We start from the raw sequence: 12,976 nt of genomic DNA, 5'->3' as shown, positions 1-12,976 counted from the left end.
CAAACTCATAGCCCGGTTCAATTCTGACCGATGTCCTTTACCACGTGACGACCGACCTCGCGGATGCGACCCAGCCAATCGTATCTGTTATTATCCTCTTAGACGTATCGAACGTCCAGCGGACGAAAGACTATTTTGTATCTAAGCTGGGAAAATAAAGGTTGTTATGTGAGTCTATATACGGCGTTGGACCGAGTCAAGGCCCTACGAAGTCATTTCGGATGGCTCTCCTCGGACATGAGCACTACCCGAGACGATCAAGCGTTCGACAGCGCAGATTGTGCGTATCGACGAGATCGGTTCCGACCTCGTCCTTTGCTGTGAAGTAAAGGATTTGCCAGCCGTTTTCAGCGAGTTCGCGAAGGACGTCAAATCCGTCCTGAAGCCGGGTCCGATCTGCCGGGAGGAAGGCGTCGTCCATGATAAAAAACCCTGGTTCTGAACTCAGCAGTTGCTCTGCAAGTCCGACTCTGGCCGCAAGATAGAGTTGCTCCGTCGTCCCGTGGCTCAGTTGCTGCGGTGTGAGGACCTCGTTGCTGTTGCGTTGCACCTGTAGCACCTGTTCTACTGCATCGTAGGTAACGCCGGTGTAGCGGTCATCCGTAATCCTCCGGAAGACGTCTGCCGCTCGACTGTCCTCTCCGAAGAGGTCAGTGATTTTCTGTTCTTCCTCCATCTGTATCTCGTCGAAGATATCAAGCGCTTCCCGTGCGATATCTGCATCACGCTCAATCCGATTCACGAGCTGATCCAGGTCGTGAGCGACCTCCTGCAGTCCCTCGACCGAGCGTGATTGAAGTGTTACCGATGTATCGAGGAATGGACGGGCCGAAATGGCCTGAATCCGGTCGTCGAACTCTCGAAGACGTCGCTCGTGAGCCTCGAGTTGGTCCTTCAGGTTGTCACGGCGTTGTTGCAGTTGCTCGTATTCCTCACGGAGGTCGGCTAATTCGGTCGAGTCGTACTCATCCGCGGTCACACTCTCATCGAGTTCGGAGGCCATCGCATCCAGCTCCGACTCCCAATACCGGATCTTGGCGTCCTCGGTCGGGTCATCGCCAGGGGGTATGCCGAGCGCATCTGTGAGGCTCTGAGCGGCTTGAGCACGCTTCCGTTCGAGTTCTGCAGACGTGTTCACCCGCTCACGGTATTCTTCAATATTAGCGACATCAGCCTGCTGGAGCAATTCCTGTTTCTCCTCACGGTTCGCTTGGCGGTCCTGCCGTTCGGTTTGCAGCGCCTCGTCACATTCCGTGATGAGTTTCTCCTTTACCTCGATTTTCTGCCCAAGTTCATCGCGACGATTCTGAAGACTCTCCAATTCGTCGTGAAACGCTCTCACTGCCGTCCCAATCTCGGCAACTGCGCTGACGTCAAGGCCCGCGTCTCGTGCCTGCTGGAGTACCTGTTTGCGTTCCCGCTCAGCGGCAGTTATCGACCGATGCTGGAGGCCGTACCACCCCGCACCGACGCCACCGATTACTGTGAGTAGCACACCTGCGACAGTACTTCCGAGAATGGCCGCGACGCCACCTAACCCGATCCCGGCAAGGGCAACGTACCGCGCGAAAGCCATCCCACGCGATGCGCCGATTGACTCGCCGTGCGTGTCTCGGAACGAATCGAGTGCCTGCTTGACGCTGTCGACGTCATCGGTTCGCTTTTCCAGCGGCGTTACCTCAGCGTCGACGGATTCTTTCTCGGTTTCAAACTGTGTGCGCTCCTCGCGTAGGGCACTGCGTTTGTCTTCAAGATCGTTGATCTCGTCGTCGGCTTCAGCAATCTCACGGTCGAACTCTTCCAGCTGCTCGAGGGTCGATTGCGAGACCTCGTCGTCGAGTTGTTCTGTCGCTTCTGTGTATGTTTCGAGCCGCTCTGTGAGCGTCGAATGCGTATCCCACGTCTCGGCGGCTTCTTGGACGGTGAGGGCGCTTTCACACTGCTGAAGCTCAGTTTTGACCGCGACGAACTCTCGCTCGGTAGCTGCGATATCGTTTGTTTGGGCCTCGGTGACGTAGTCACGAATGTCCGTTGCGAGGTCGGTAGCGTTGTCCCGGACGTCTGCGGCATCATCACGGGACCGTGCCGACGAGAGGCCCCGTCCTTCGACGCTGGTCAGTCGACCTGTATCCACTAGGTTAGACTGGATTGTGTCGATTTCGTTCGTGTGGAGGTCACCGATCTGCTGGGTGACAGAATCGTAGAACTCGTGTTCGTCCTGGAGCCGTAGATCACTGTCCCGGACGACGAAGATATTCCGCAGGTGTCGGGGCGAGAGATCAGCAATATCTCTCAGAACAGTGTCATCTCCGAGCTTCTGTTCGGTGCCGTTCGTCTCGACCACGACGTGTCCGGTCGGAGATTCGTCAACGCGAGACACGTGGGGGAGTGTCGAATCGATATCTGGTGCGAGTAGTTTCAGGACGGCCTCCAGTAGTAGTGTTTTCCCAGATTCGTTCGGGCCGTAGAACACCTCAAAGTTGTCCTTACACTCGTGCGCCAGCCGGGGGAGTGGGCCATACCGATCAACGTGGATGTCGGTTAGTTTCATGTAAGCTTGCCCTCCGCGGACAGGTCAGCGAACACTGCCAGGGTTTCTTCCCAGATTTCGTCCTGGAAGCTCTCGACGTCGTAGTCATCGCGCTCTTCGACTGCGTTTAGTTGGTCCCGCTCCTCGAGGCGCTGTTGAAACGTCTCGAACAGCGGATGCGATAGGATATGTTCAACTGTCCGGGTCGTGTTTTCGACGGGCACGTCGCCACTAACGTCGGTGAGCATGTCGTTGAACGCTCTTTCCCCCATCTCAGTGTATCCGTCAACGGTAATCTCCAGTGCGACCTGCTGTTCGTCCCAGTTGGCCACCTGTGAGCGAATCTCCTCGATGACGGTGTCTTCTCTCCCGGGGGTTACGCGGAGGTCGAGTGAGTCGTAGTGGAACGAATCAAGATGCTGTAGTTGGACGTCCTGTGCGGCGTCAGTGTCGATGACGACGCTTGTTCGTCGCCCGGTTTCTTTGCGTGTGACTGACGCTGGCGTTCCTGGGTAGACGAACGTGCCGCCGTTCGAGAGTTCGGTGTGATGCTGGGAGTGATAGTGCCCGGCGAGGTAGTAGTCGAACTCCAGTTCGGCGAGCTGTTCTTTTGTGATCGGAAAATACCGTTGCTCGCCTTCGTCACCGACGCCGCCTTGGATCGGTGCTTCGAGACTGCAGTGCAGCAGGAGAACCTCTGTGCCGTCGAAGGGCTCGCGATTCTGGAGGTCGATGAGTAAGTCGTCAGTGGCTTGTGGTGTATATGGAAGGTACGTGACGCGCAATTCGTCATCGACGACGAAATGGTCAAATGGCGTCTCGGTCGCTGGTATGAATTGCTCGCCGAAAAAGAGATTGCTGTGGAATGCATCAGCGTCGTGATTCCCTGGAATGGTCAAGATGGGATACAGGCGGTCAGAAAACAGTTCCCGGAGCGTCTCTCTGAGTTGTTCAGCCGCACCCTCGCTATCGAACAGATCCCCGCCAATCGCGACCAGATCAACGTCTTTGGCGTCTGCTCGTGAGAGAACTGTGTCCAACGCTGCCTCTCGCTCGTCGGCGTCAGGTGCCAGATGGACGTCGGCTGTGTGCAGAACCCGCACCATTATTTATACTCTACCATCTGCATCCATATTCCAGGACCTAAATAGTCGTTAGGGTGATACTCGTTTTTGTCTCAGGTGCAATGCCATTGGAAAATCAGCTGGTAGATTAAATGGTTACGATAGAAACAACTAGGGATATTTAATATGTATGGTGGATAGGTAGTGAAGAGTAATGGCTGCATCGGAACCCTTGGGACTACTGAGAATCAAAAATATAAATACAATTATAATTCCTGGGGATTTCTCTGGAACACTTCTTAGTAAATATCGATACGGCAGCTAACGAGGGCTAAAGAAAAGAATGGACAAATAGAAATTAAACTTGATAGTGCTGTGTGAACGAGTATTATGCGGATGGAGATCAACGATCCAAAGCCTATGGCCAAGGAAATATGCTTTGAATTGGATCTCTCGGTTGTAGTTCTAGTGAAAGCAGAGAAGTTGATTGACTGTAGCGCGGAACAAGGCTTGCTATCTGGAAGATCTCCTAGTGGTGTTGCCGCAGGAGCAGTTTATGCAGCTTCTCTTCTGACAAATCGTAAAAGAACGCAAAGTGAGATATCTAATGTAAGTGAAGTAAGTGATGCCACTATTCGAAAGCGGTACCAAGAACTTCTTGAGGCATATGGAATTGTCGGGGACTGGTCGCCGCATCTTGATAAAACCCGAATAGGTTCCGTTAGATGGTGATAACTATTCTATCGTCGCTCTCTTCGTTTCTCAATCAATAAGTGATAGATCTGGTGTTTGTCGAGGTGGGTGTGAAGCTGATTATCCACATCTTCAATTTAGGTAACACATCTGTCTGTCATCTGAAGCACCTCCTCTGGATCATCCGTTCCGAATAGTTCAATCGATTCGTGGACAAAGTCACCCCGGACGTCGCGGACTTGATTCAGAGCCCACTCCGTCTCCTTATCAAGCAACCCGTTCTCACTCAGTAATCGCTTGTAGAAGCGACACCAACGCCGTAGCCATCTTCGAGTTGGGCTGAGAACGCAACCGATTATACCCCCGTGGATAAGGTGGGAGCTTATTCAGCCGGTATTTTTTCGTAGAATCTCGGAACGCAATTTCCACGAGTAGGGAGTCTCCGCCGGTACAGTAGCCATCTTCGACCTAGCACCTACTTCAATTATTTCGGTGGAAAATGGCGCCATACAGAACAATATAGTCTGGTAACAGGAAAATCCGGGATTTGTCTAAGATTCTGGCTTCAAATCAGAGATCGATCGCTGCAAATGAACTCGGCTTGAGCGAATAAGCTGGGAGTTCACGGCGCGGGTCTTTATAAAATCGGGGATAGTACTACGAGCCGAGGAGCTCGGAACCGCCAACACGGGAGAATGCCAGACGGAACGGCGATGTTGGGGAGGTTGCGTGTGAAAAGTTGCTGGAAGGATGATGGTTTGCGGGGTGGGTGACAGGAAATTTCGCACGTGTGACACGAGGTGCTTCCCAAGCTCATAGCCCGGGTTCGACTCCCGGTCGGCGCATCCTGCTACACTTTCAAATCGCACGAGAGCGATTATTGCGGTAGTTCGTACCCACCGTCCACCAATCCCAACACCTCGTCAGTTTCCACCTCACCGAACTTCATCGGCCGCCGCCACCACGGACCCTTCCCCGAGTCACTCGACAGTTCAGTCACGACCCAATTAGCCTCGGACCCCTTCTCGGCGGCACTCAGCGGAACCGCAGTTTCGTAGAGACCCGACTCCGCTTCGTCACCCGACAGCAACACCGCGGCGTCGAACGCCGCGCGCTTGCAGTGGGCGTTGGTCTCGAACGCCGAGCGAGCGTCCTCGGATAAGCTCGCGTACTCCGAACCCGCCACGGGGTCGCGTGCGAGGCGGAACTGGCCGACGAGGTACGCGCCCCAGTCGGGCGAAATCCACGGCTTCTCGGGTTCCCCGTGAGTCGTCAGGGTGGCGTAGAACAGCGCGTAGTCGCCCGCCTCCAACTCCAGCAGCGGTCGGGCTTTCACGCCGTGCGGGTCGCCGTAGGTGTACGCCTCGCACTCGGGATACTCCGCGAACTCGGGGTCGAGGTGGACCGGCGACTCGACAGCGCTCGCGGGAATTTCGGTGTCGAGGTCCAAATCGGCGTACGTCGGCACGTCGGCCGAGTCGCGTATCGGTTCGGTCTCGGGGATGGGAACGAACTCGAACGAACCGTCGGGGCGAATCGGACCTCTGACCCCCGGCGCGTTCGTGTTGGCTCCCACGTTGATTGCGACGGCGCGGGCCATACCCTCTCTCGGTGGTTCGACGCCAAAAAGCCGTGCTTCCGCGTGCGAGTCACCGCGGAGTCATCGGATTCACGCAGTTGCGACAGTAGGTGTAGCCGGTCTCGTTCTCGATGCCACACTGCGGGCACATCACGACCGAGGGGTCGCCGCTCCGACGCGAGTCGTCGAACTCGGCGAACTCCTCGACCGTCGCGAGTTCGCCGTTCGGTAGCGTGGACCGAGTCAGCGCGCCGTCACCGTCGCCGTGCAGATACCGGTAGACGAACAACTGGAGGAGCGTGAACAGCAGCACGCAGAGGACTATCCATCCCCACACGCCCATATCGTGGTATACGGTGTCATGGTACTTTGGTCTTCCGTCGGCGAGTCCGTCCAGTCGAGCACGAACGAGACGAGTTCGCAGCAGCGCGTCCCGACACGACCACAGCCGTCCGAGACGACCACAGCTTTCACGCTCGGCTTCCTACGCCGACGCATGACCGAGCCGTTGCGAACCGAACTCGACTCCGAGGTGGTCGCCGTCATCGAGCAAATCGAAGCCCAGGGCGTTCCGGAGTGGTCGGCCATGTCCGTCGATTCGGCCCGACGCGTCGAGGACGACGTGTTCTCCGGGGGCGACCCGCCCGACGTGAATTTCGTCCGCGACCTCTCGATTCCGGGACCTGGCGGGAGTCTTCCCCTCCGAATCTATCGCCACAGTGACGCCGAGGGCACCGACGATTTCGCCGAGAATCCGGTCCCAGTCCTCGTCTACTACCACGGCGGCGGGTGGGTCCTCGGCACGCTCGACTCCATCGACGGCGTGTGTCGGCGACTCGCGCGGAGGGGCGAGTGTGCGGTCGTCTCCGTGGACTACCGACTCGCGCCCGAACATCCCTTCCCGGCCGCACTCGACGACGCCGTCACCGCGCTCCGGTGGGTCGCGGAAAACGCTCAGGCGTTCGGGGGCGACCCCGGCCGACTCGCCGTTGGCGGCACCAGCGCGGGCGGAAATCTGGCGGCCGCGACCGCGCTCCGGGCGCGAACCGAGGAATTGGACCTCGACCGCCAGTTCCTGTTCTACCCGATTACGGACCACGCCTTCGACACCGACTCGTACGCCGAGAACGCCGACGGGCCGCTCCTGACGCGCGCCGACATGGAGTGGTTCTGGGACCAGTACCTTCGGAGCGAAGTGGACGGCGCGAACCCCTACGCGTCCCCGCTCCGCATGCCGGACCTCTCGGGAGTCGCTCCGGCGACGGTGCTCACGGCCGGGTTCGACCCCCTGCGCGACGAGGGTATCGCCTATGCCGAGCGACTCGTCGAGGCTGGCGTCGAGGTTCGCCACGACCACTACCCCGAGATGCCCCACGGCTTCCTCAGCACGAGCGAGGCGGTGACTGCGGCGGACGAGGCGCTGGACGAACTCGGTGCGGAGCTACGGTCGCTGTGAAATCGGAGACGGTCGCTACGATTCGTCGTCCATAATCGGTTTGCCCTCCTCGGTGGGCGGCGCGACGAAATCCACGAACTCCTCGACAGTCGGCTCTTCGACGCGGACCCGGACGTGGATGTCGCCGAGTTCGTCGGGCGCGCCGACTGCGAAGTTGACCACGCCCTGAAACGCGGCCTGCTTTTTGAGGTCGAACGAGAAGGTGTCGCCCCGGCGGTTCTCGAAGAACTCGCCGCGCGCGGTGTCGAGAATCTCCTGCCGGTGGAGGAGTTCCGAGAGGTGGTCGAGCGAGTGGGCTTCCGCGAGGAGTTCACCATGGCGCTCCTCGACCTCCGCGCCGGGGAAGATGTTCGTGACGGCGTCGGCGACTCTGTCGCCGAGTTCGGTGTCCTCGACCGGCGCGGTAATCTGAACGTCGATGCTGTAAATCATGCGGTCTCCACCCGTTCGAGCGCCTCGACGCCCTCGGTCAGGAGCGCGCGAATCTTCTCGTGGAACGCCGCGAGCGTGCCCGTGTTTCGAATCGTCGCGTCCGCGCGTTCGATGGCGGCGTCCATGCCGAATCCGCGCTCGCGCTCGTCGCGCTCGCGGAGCGATTCGCTGTCGTCGGTGCTGTCCCGACCGCGTTCGGAGACGCGCTCGGCTCGAACCTCGAACGGCGCTTCGATGCTGACCAGCGAGAACGAGTCGCCGAACGCCTCCTCGAACCGCTCGACTTCCACGCCCGCTCGGATGCCGTCCACCAGCACGGTGTCGCTGTCTTCGAGCGCCTCCTCGATGACGGGAAGCGACCGCTGTGCGATGGCGTCCAAACCGTTCTCCTCGCGGAGCGCCGACGCGATTTCGCCGTGGTGCTCGGCGGGGTCGAGACCCCGGTCTCGGCACTCCTGGCGGATGACATCGCCCATCGTCACGACCGGAATCCCGAGTTCCTCGGCGACCGAGGCGGCTTCGCCTTTGCCGCTCCCCGGTAGCCCCACGGTTCCGATTACTCTCATTGGGTTTGGATACTGGCGAAGCGCGCTTAAGCGCTGTGTTCCTCGGAGCATGCGAGTGGTCTCGAAACCTAAGCTCTTTTGGCACCGAGGGGTTTAGGTGTGGTCGAGGGCACGTAGCTCAGTCTGGATAGAGCGTCGGACTTCTATCCCGGTCGGTTCGCTCCGAACGGGGAAGACATCCGACGGTCGTGGGTTCGAATCCCATCGTGCCCGTGCAACGAGTCGCAGAGCGACGAGTGAACCGGCGCGAAAGGGGATTCGAACCCTGCAAGTCGCATGCCCGGAACGGCCGGTGCGAGGCGCGAAGCGCCTCGACAAGCGAGCGGTGAAACCGCGAGCAAGCGCCGCACGCCCCGACCGTCTTGCTCCGGTTCGAATCCCATCGTGCCCGCTGATTCTGCCGCGAGCAATCGGCGAGCAGTTCATCTGCTCGCCACACCGCGAGCGGCGAAGCGAGTCGCTCGTGGGATTCGAAGTAGGCGAGTCGCACGCCCACGAGCGAAGCGAGTCGGAACGTCTCGACGTAGTTCGAATCCCATCGTGCCCGTCAACCTTTTCCTGCGCTCGTCGCGCCGAAGGCGCTCCTCGCTGGCAAAAGGTTGATCAAAAGCCAGCGTCACCTCCTCTCTCGCGACCGAGGCGACTTCGTCGCCTCGCCGCTCGTTCGAAGGTTCCTCGGCCCGCTCGCTCACATACGTTCGCTCGCGGTACAGACGCTGGTACGCTCGGTGGAAATACGAGACGCACGAACGGCGTGAGGTTCGCTTCTTCCGAAATCAGAAAGCTTACCGTCCGCCCGTGGGACGGCCCGCCCATGTCCAGCCCTCCGGACTCCCGCTACCGATTCACCACCGCCACGCTCAGTTGGGCGCGCGACGAACACGCCACGCTCGGCGAATGGTCCGCCCGCCGGGCCGACCCCCACCGAGTTCGGGCCGCGCTACTGACGCGGTGGCTCGGCGCGCTCCGGGACCGACTCACCCCCTGAGTCAGAGCAGTTCGCCGATGTCGTCGATGCCGAACCGACAGAACGGACACCGATAGCTCGTCCGAAAGTCGTTCTGGTGCGCTACGGTCCGCGTTTCGAGTTCGTGCATCGCGATGCTACGTCCGCAATCGGGACACGAGACCTTCGTCACGGAACATCTGTCTCTCACCCGACTACTTAAAGTGCCGTGTAAAATAGTGGACGAATTCGGGGGAGAACTGCGAACCGGAAGACGAATCGGCGTCCTCGAAGGGGAATGCACACGACCACCTTTTTACGTCGGCGACGGTCCCCTCCCTCGCTTCGCTCGGTCGCGCCCGCCTCCTCGCAAAATCCGGACCAGAAACGACCGCTCAGCCCTCGAAACCGTCCTCGAATCGGAAGGTACCGTTTCGCTGTACCACTTCCCCATCGACTTCGATGACCGAGTCCTCGGCCATGTCCACAATCATATCGACGTGGACCGCCGAGTCGTTGCCCGACTCGCCCTCGGGCAGACACTCGTCGTAGGCCCGGCCGACCGCAAGGTGGACCGTGTCGCCCATCTTCTCATCGAACAGCATGTTGTAGGTGAAGCGGTCGATGTCGCGGTTCATCCCGATGCCGAGTTCGCCGAGTCGGCGCGCGCCGTCGTCGGTGTTCAGCACGTCGGTCAGCACGTCCTCGTTCTTGGCGGCGGCGTGTTCGACCACCTCGCCGCCCTCGAATCGGAGGTAGGCGTCCTCGACCTCGTGGCCCTGATGGACCAACGGCTTGTCGAACAGCACCTCGCCCTCGACCGAATCCGCGACGGGCGCGGTGAACACCTCACCGCCGGGGAGGTTGTTCTTCCCGCGGTCGTTGATGGTGGTCATCCCCTCGATGCTCATCGTGAGGTCGGTGGTGTCGCCGCTCCGGATGTGGACCTCCTCGCCCGCGTCGAGGATTTCGACCATCTGTTGTTGGTGTTCGTACTGGGCCTGCCAGTCCTTGCCGATGGCCGACCAGACGAAGTCCTCGTACTCCTCGGTGCTCATCTCGGCGTTCTGGGCGTTCGCGGGCGCGGGGAACTGGGTCAGCACCCACGTCGTGTCGAGGATTTCCTCGCGGACGGGGGCGTGGGCCTTCCGGAACGCCGACATCGTCTCGCCCGAGACGCCAGCGATGTCCGCGACGTTGTGGTCTGCTCGGACGTGAATCCACACGTCGGAGGCCTCGACCAGCGCGAGTTCGTGGTCGGGCAGGTCGAGGGCGTCGGATTCGATTCCTCGGAGGAACGCCGCGCGAGTCCGGTCGGTTCGGTACGAGACGTGGAAGGGGAACGCGCCGCGCTCGCCGATGACTTCACAGAGCGCGAGCGTCAGCGGTTCGGCCGCCGACGAGGCGCTGACGACGACGTTGTCGCCCGCCTCGATTTCGGCGGAGTGGTCGACGAGAATCTCGGCGTGTTCGCGGATTCGAGAGTCCATGCTGGCAAGTGTTGCCGATGGGGGCAAACCGCTTTCGGTCTCGAATCGACGGGCGAAGTCGCGGCGTTTGCAGGCATCACGGAGTATTTCACGCGGCGCGCGCAAGGGACGGCCATGATAGACCTACGGAGCGACACCGTGACCACGCCCGACGACGCGATGCGCGAGGCCGCCGGGGACGCCGAAGTCGGCGACGACGTGTACGGCGAGGACCCGACCGTCAACGAACTCGAAGCCCGTGCCGCCGACCTCGTGGGGATGGAAGACGCCCTCTACGTGCCGACCGGCACGATGGGCAATCAGATAGCGGTTCGGACCCACACCGACCGCGGGCAGGAGATTCTGGTCGAGCGCGAGAGCCACGTCATCAAGTGGGAACTCGGCGGTCTCGCCCAACTCTCGAACCTCCAAGTTCGGACCCTCGACGGCGGCGCGCGCGGGATTCCGACGCCCGAGCAGGTCCGCGACGGCTTCGTCGAGGAGGACCTCCACCGACCCGGTACGGGTCTCCTCTCGCTCGAAAACAGCCACAACAGCAAGGGCGGAGTCGCCATCTCGCCCGAGAAAATCGACGCCGCCGCCGAGGCGGCCCACGACGACGGGGTTCCGGTCCACCTCGACGGCGCGCGAGTCTGCAACGCCGCGGTCGCTCACGACGTGTCTCCGGCCCGGATGGTCGAGAACGTCGATTCGGTGATGTTCTGTCTCTCGAAGGGCCTCGGTGCGCCGGTCGGGTCGATGGTCGCGGGAAGCGAGGAGTTCATCGCTCGCGCCCGGCGCGTCCGAAAACTGTTCGGCGGCGGGATGCGCCAGGCCGGAGTCATCGCCGCGCCCGGCCTGCTCGCGCTCGAAAACGTCGAGCGACTCGCCGACGACCACGACAACGCCCGCACCCTCGCCGAGCGACTCGCCGAAATCGAAGGGCTCGACGTGCAGGACCCCGAGACGAACATCGTCCTCGTGAACACCGAGGGCGCGGACCTCACCGCCGACGGCTTCCTCGACGCCTGCGAAGATGCTGGTGTTCTCGGAACGCCGTTCGACACTCACGTCGCGCGTTTCTGCACTCACTGGGACGTGGACCACGAGGATGTGGTAGCGGCGGCCGAGCGCGTGGGCGAAGCGGTCGAGAGCTAACTCGGCCGCACCCGAACGCCGGTCTCTCGACCTCGGTTCGGTCTACTGCCGCCCTCCCTCGACGCCCTCGCGGAACCCGGTGACGGTTCGGCGAATGAACAGATACATGAACAGCACGAACCCGAGCAGGAGGGCCACGAACGCGACCACGAGCGGGTTGTTGTAGATGAACTCCATACGCGTGTGATTCGGTCGCGCGACCAAATTCGTTTCGACGCACCCACGAGTGAAGCGTTCGGTTCGCGACCCCGGCGCTCGTCGCGCCCGGCGTGACGTATCTGAACTCCGACCGACAGAAAGGTGAAAACATTCATACTACGGGCATGAATACGCCGACACATGGCTGACCTCCTGCCCTCCACCTCCGACGCGACCGCGCCTCAGACCGCGGAACCGCGGGTCATCGGCGTCGATAGTGACGACGCCGACGACCTGCTCGGTGCACTCTCGTCCTCGACCGCACGGGAACTGCTGGCCGCGCTCCACGACGACCCCGCGACCCCCTCCGCGCTCGCAGAGTCGGTAGACACCTCGCTCCAGAACGCCCAGTACCACCTCGGGAAACTGGAGGACGCCGACGTGATTCAGGTCGTAGACACCATCTACTCGGAGAAGGGTCGCGAGATGAAGGTGTACGCGCCGACCGACCAGCCGTTGGTCGTGTTCGCCGGAAACGAGGAGAAGACCACCGGCCTGAAGGCGGCGCTCTCGCGACTCATCGGCGCGTTCGGCGCGCTCGGCGTCCTGAGCCTCGCGATTCAGCTCGCGTTCGGCGACGGACTCCCGTTCGTCGGCCAGACCGGCGGCGACGCAGAAACCTCGGACACCTCGGGAGAACTGGGCGTCCAGTCGGCCGACACCGCCCAGCAGACCGCCGAGGCCGCGAGCAACGCGATTCCGCCGGGCGTCCTCTTTTTCGCTGGCGGCGCGCTCGTCCTCGCGCTCGGATTCGCGTGGTGGTACTACGCGAATCGCGGGAACTGAGACCTATTCGGGCATCGTGTGGGGGTTCGCTCGCCCGGGCGGGCGAGCGGAACCCCGCCCGGGCCGATAAAGAAACAGGAATTTTGTGCTTAAGGGGAG

The 12,976-nt window shown here is 60.9% G+C and carries 13 protein-coding genes and 1 tRNA gene; 6 read left to right on the top strand and 8 right to left on the bottom strand.

Features of this window, described 5'->3' with window-relative positions; genetic code table 11:
- Positions 1 to 244: 244 nt before the first annotated feature.
- Positions 245 to 2,551 carry an ATP-binding protein gene (locus EKH81_RS04600; protein WP_132056669.1) on the bottom strand — a complete coding sequence of 769 codons (2,307 nt, stop codon included), beginning with the start codon at positions 2,549 to 2,551 and terminating at the stop codon, positions 245 to 247.
- Positions 2,548 to 3,636: a metallophosphoesterase family protein gene (locus EKH81_RS04595; RefSeq protein ID WP_132056668.1), complete on the bottom strand. Its 1,089-nt coding sequence runs from the start codon at positions 3,634 to 3,636 to the stop codon at positions 2,548 to 2,550. The genes EKH81_RS04600 and EKH81_RS04595 overlap by 4 nt, the downstream gene beginning before the upstream one ends.
- Positions 3,637 to 3,990: 354 nt before the next feature.
- Between EKH81_RS04595 and EKH81_RS04590 the strand changes: the two genes are divergently transcribed.
- The gene (locus EKH81_RS04590; protein ID WP_238392118.1) at positions 3,991 to 4,326 is read left to right on the top strand and encodes a cyclin family protein; all 336 of its coding nucleotides are present in this window, start codon (positions 3,991 to 3,993) and stop codon (positions 4,324 to 4,326) included.
- Between the two features lie 838 nt (positions 4,327 to 5,164).
- Here the strand turns inward: EKH81_RS04590 and EKH81_RS04585 are convergent.
- Together EKH81_RS04585 and EKH81_RS04580 are read right to left on the bottom strand one after the other, a co-directional pair.
- Entirely contained in the window at positions 5,165 to 5,887 is a 723-nt protein-coding gene (locus EKH81_RS04585) for an Nmad3 family putative nucleotide modification protein (RefSeq protein WP_132056665.1), read from the bottom strand.
- Between the two features lie 49 nt (positions 5,888 to 5,936).
- Positions 5,937 to 6,209 carry a DUF7577 domain-containing protein gene (locus EKH81_RS04580; protein WP_132056663.1) on the bottom strand — a complete coding sequence of 91 codons (273 nt, stop codon included), beginning with the start codon at positions 6,207 to 6,209 and terminating at the stop codon, positions 5,937 to 5,939.
- 153 nt (positions 6,210 to 6,362) lie between these two features.
- On the opposite strand from EKH81_RS04580, the gene EKH81_RS04575 reads away from it, so the two are divergent.
- Entirely contained in the window at positions 6,363 to 7,322 is a 960-nt protein-coding gene (locus EKH81_RS04575) for an alpha/beta hydrolase (protein ID WP_132056661.1), read from the top strand.
- A 15-nt stretch (positions 7,323 to 7,337) separates the two neighbouring features.
- Here EKH81_RS04575 and EKH81_RS04570 read toward each other — a convergent pair whose 3' ends face one another.
- Both EKH81_RS04570 and EKH81_RS04565 read right to left on the bottom strand, forming a co-directional pair.
- Positions 7,338 to 7,754 carry an RNA-binding domain-containing protein gene (locus tag EKH81_RS04570; RefSeq protein ID WP_132056659.1) on the bottom strand — a complete coding sequence of 139 codons (417 nt, stop codon included), beginning with the start codon at positions 7,752 to 7,754 and terminating at the stop codon, positions 7,338 to 7,340.
- Positions 7,751 to 8,320: an AAA family ATPase gene (locus EKH81_RS04565; protein WP_132056657.1), complete on the bottom strand. Its 570-nt coding sequence runs from the start codon at positions 8,318 to 8,320 to the stop codon at positions 7,751 to 7,753. The genes EKH81_RS04570 and EKH81_RS04565 overlap by 4 nt, the downstream gene beginning before the upstream one ends.
- A gap of 107 nt (positions 8,321 to 8,427) precedes the next feature.
- On the opposite strand from EKH81_RS04565, the gene EKH81_RS04560 reads away from it, so the two are divergent.
- Positions 8,428 to 8,533: transfer RNA gene (locus EKH81_RS04560), tRNA-Arg, on the top strand.
- Positions 8,534 to 9,134: 601 nt separating this feature from the next.
- Positions 9,135 to 9,308 carry a hypothetical protein gene (locus EKH81_RS04555; protein WP_162224491.1) on the top strand — a complete coding sequence of 58 codons (174 nt, stop codon included), beginning with the start codon at positions 9,135 to 9,137 and terminating at the stop codon, positions 9,306 to 9,308.
- A 353-nt stretch (positions 9,309 to 9,661) separates the two neighbouring features.
- Here the strand turns inward: EKH81_RS04555 and EKH81_RS04550 are convergent, their stop codons facing one another.
- Positions 9,662 to 10,756 carry an aminopeptidase gene (locus EKH81_RS04550; RefSeq protein ID WP_132056655.1) on the bottom strand — a complete coding sequence of 365 codons (1,095 nt, stop codon included), beginning with the start codon at positions 10,754 to 10,756 and terminating at the stop codon, positions 9,662 to 9,664.
- A gap of 114 nt (positions 10,757 to 10,870) precedes the next feature.
- On the opposite strand from EKH81_RS04550, the gene EKH81_RS04545 reads away from it, so the two are divergent.
- Positions 10,871 to 11,893 carry a threonine aldolase family protein gene (locus tag EKH81_RS04545; protein WP_132056653.1) on the top strand — a complete coding sequence of 341 codons (1,023 nt, stop codon included), beginning with the start codon at positions 10,871 to 10,873 and terminating at the stop codon, positions 11,891 to 11,893.
- Between the two features lie 42 nt (positions 11,894 to 11,935).
- Here EKH81_RS04545 and EKH81_RS19730 read toward each other — a convergent pair whose 3' ends face one another.
- The gene (locus EKH81_RS19730; RefSeq protein WP_274380479.1) at positions 11,936 to 12,070 is read right to left on the bottom strand and encodes a DUF7859 family protein; all 135 of its coding nucleotides are present in this window, start codon (positions 12,068 to 12,070) and stop codon (positions 11,936 to 11,938) included.
- A 162-nt stretch (positions 12,071 to 12,232) separates the two neighbouring features.
- On the opposite strand from EKH81_RS19730, the gene EKH81_RS04540 reads away from it, so the two are divergent.
- On the top strand, positions 12,233 to 12,877 hold the full coding sequence (locus EKH81_RS04540) for an ArsR/SmtB family transcription factor (protein WP_132056651.1): 645 nt from the start codon (positions 12,233 to 12,235) through the stop codon (positions 12,875 to 12,877).
- Positions 12,878 to 12,976 lie beyond the last annotated feature (99 nt).

It is taken from the genome of Halorussus amylolyticus (assembly GCF_004143485.2).
GTDB classification, from domain to species: Archaea; Halobacteriota; Halobacteria; order Halobacteriales; family Haladaptataceae; genus Halorussus; species Halorussus amylolyticus.
The sequence above is the reverse complement of the archived record's forward strand: the minus strand, read 5'-3'. Positions and strand labels throughout refer to the sequence as shown.

Coding starts and splice junctions, on each gene's coding strand:
- EKH81_RS19730 (WP_274380479.1), bottom strand. CDS start 12,070: ATGGAGTTCATCTACAACAACCCGCTCGTGGTCGCGTTCGTGGCCCTC.
- EKH81_RS04575 (WP_132056661.1), top strand. CDS start 6,363: ATGACCGAGCCGTTGCGAACCGAACTCGACTCCGAGGTGGTCGCCGTC.
- EKH81_RS04585 (WP_132056665.1), bottom strand. CDS start 5,887: ATGGCCCGCGCCGTCGCAATCAACGTGGGAGCCAACACGAACGCGCCG.
- EKH81_RS04540 (WP_132056651.1), top strand. CDS start 12,233: ATGGCTGACCTCCTGCCCTCCACCTCCGACGCGACCGCGCCTCAGACC.
- EKH81_RS04600 (WP_132056669.1), bottom strand. CDS start 2,551: ATGAAACTAACCGACATCCACGTTGATCGGTATGGCCCACTCCCCCGG.
- EKH81_RS04550 (WP_132056655.1), bottom strand. CDS start 10,756: ATGGACTCTCGAATCCGCGAACACGCCGAGATTCTCGTCGACCACTCC.
- EKH81_RS04595 (WP_132056668.1), bottom strand. CDS start 3,636: ATGGTGCGGGTTCTGCACACAGCCGACGTCCATCTGGCACCTGACGCC.
- EKH81_RS04565 (WP_132056657.1), bottom strand. CDS start 8,320: ATGAGAGTAATCGGAACCGTGGGGCTACCGGGGAGCGGCAAAGGCGAA.
- EKH81_RS04555 (WP_162224491.1), top strand. CDS start 9,135: ATGTCCAGCCCTCCGGACTCCCGCTACCGATTCACCACCGCCACGCTC.
- EKH81_RS04580 (WP_132056663.1), bottom strand. CDS start 6,209: ATGGGCGTGTGGGGATGGATAGTCCTCTGCGTGCTGCTGTTCACGCTC.
- EKH81_RS04545 (WP_132056653.1), top strand. CDS start 10,871: ATGATAGACCTACGGAGCGACACCGTGACCACGCCCGACGACGCGATG.
- EKH81_RS04590 (WP_238392118.1), top strand. CDS start 3,991: ATGGAGATCAACGATCCAAAGCCTATGGCCAAGGAAATATGCTTTGAA.
- EKH81_RS04570 (WP_132056659.1), bottom strand. CDS start 7,754: ATGATTTACAGCATCGACGTTCAGATTACCGCGCCGGTCGAGGACACC.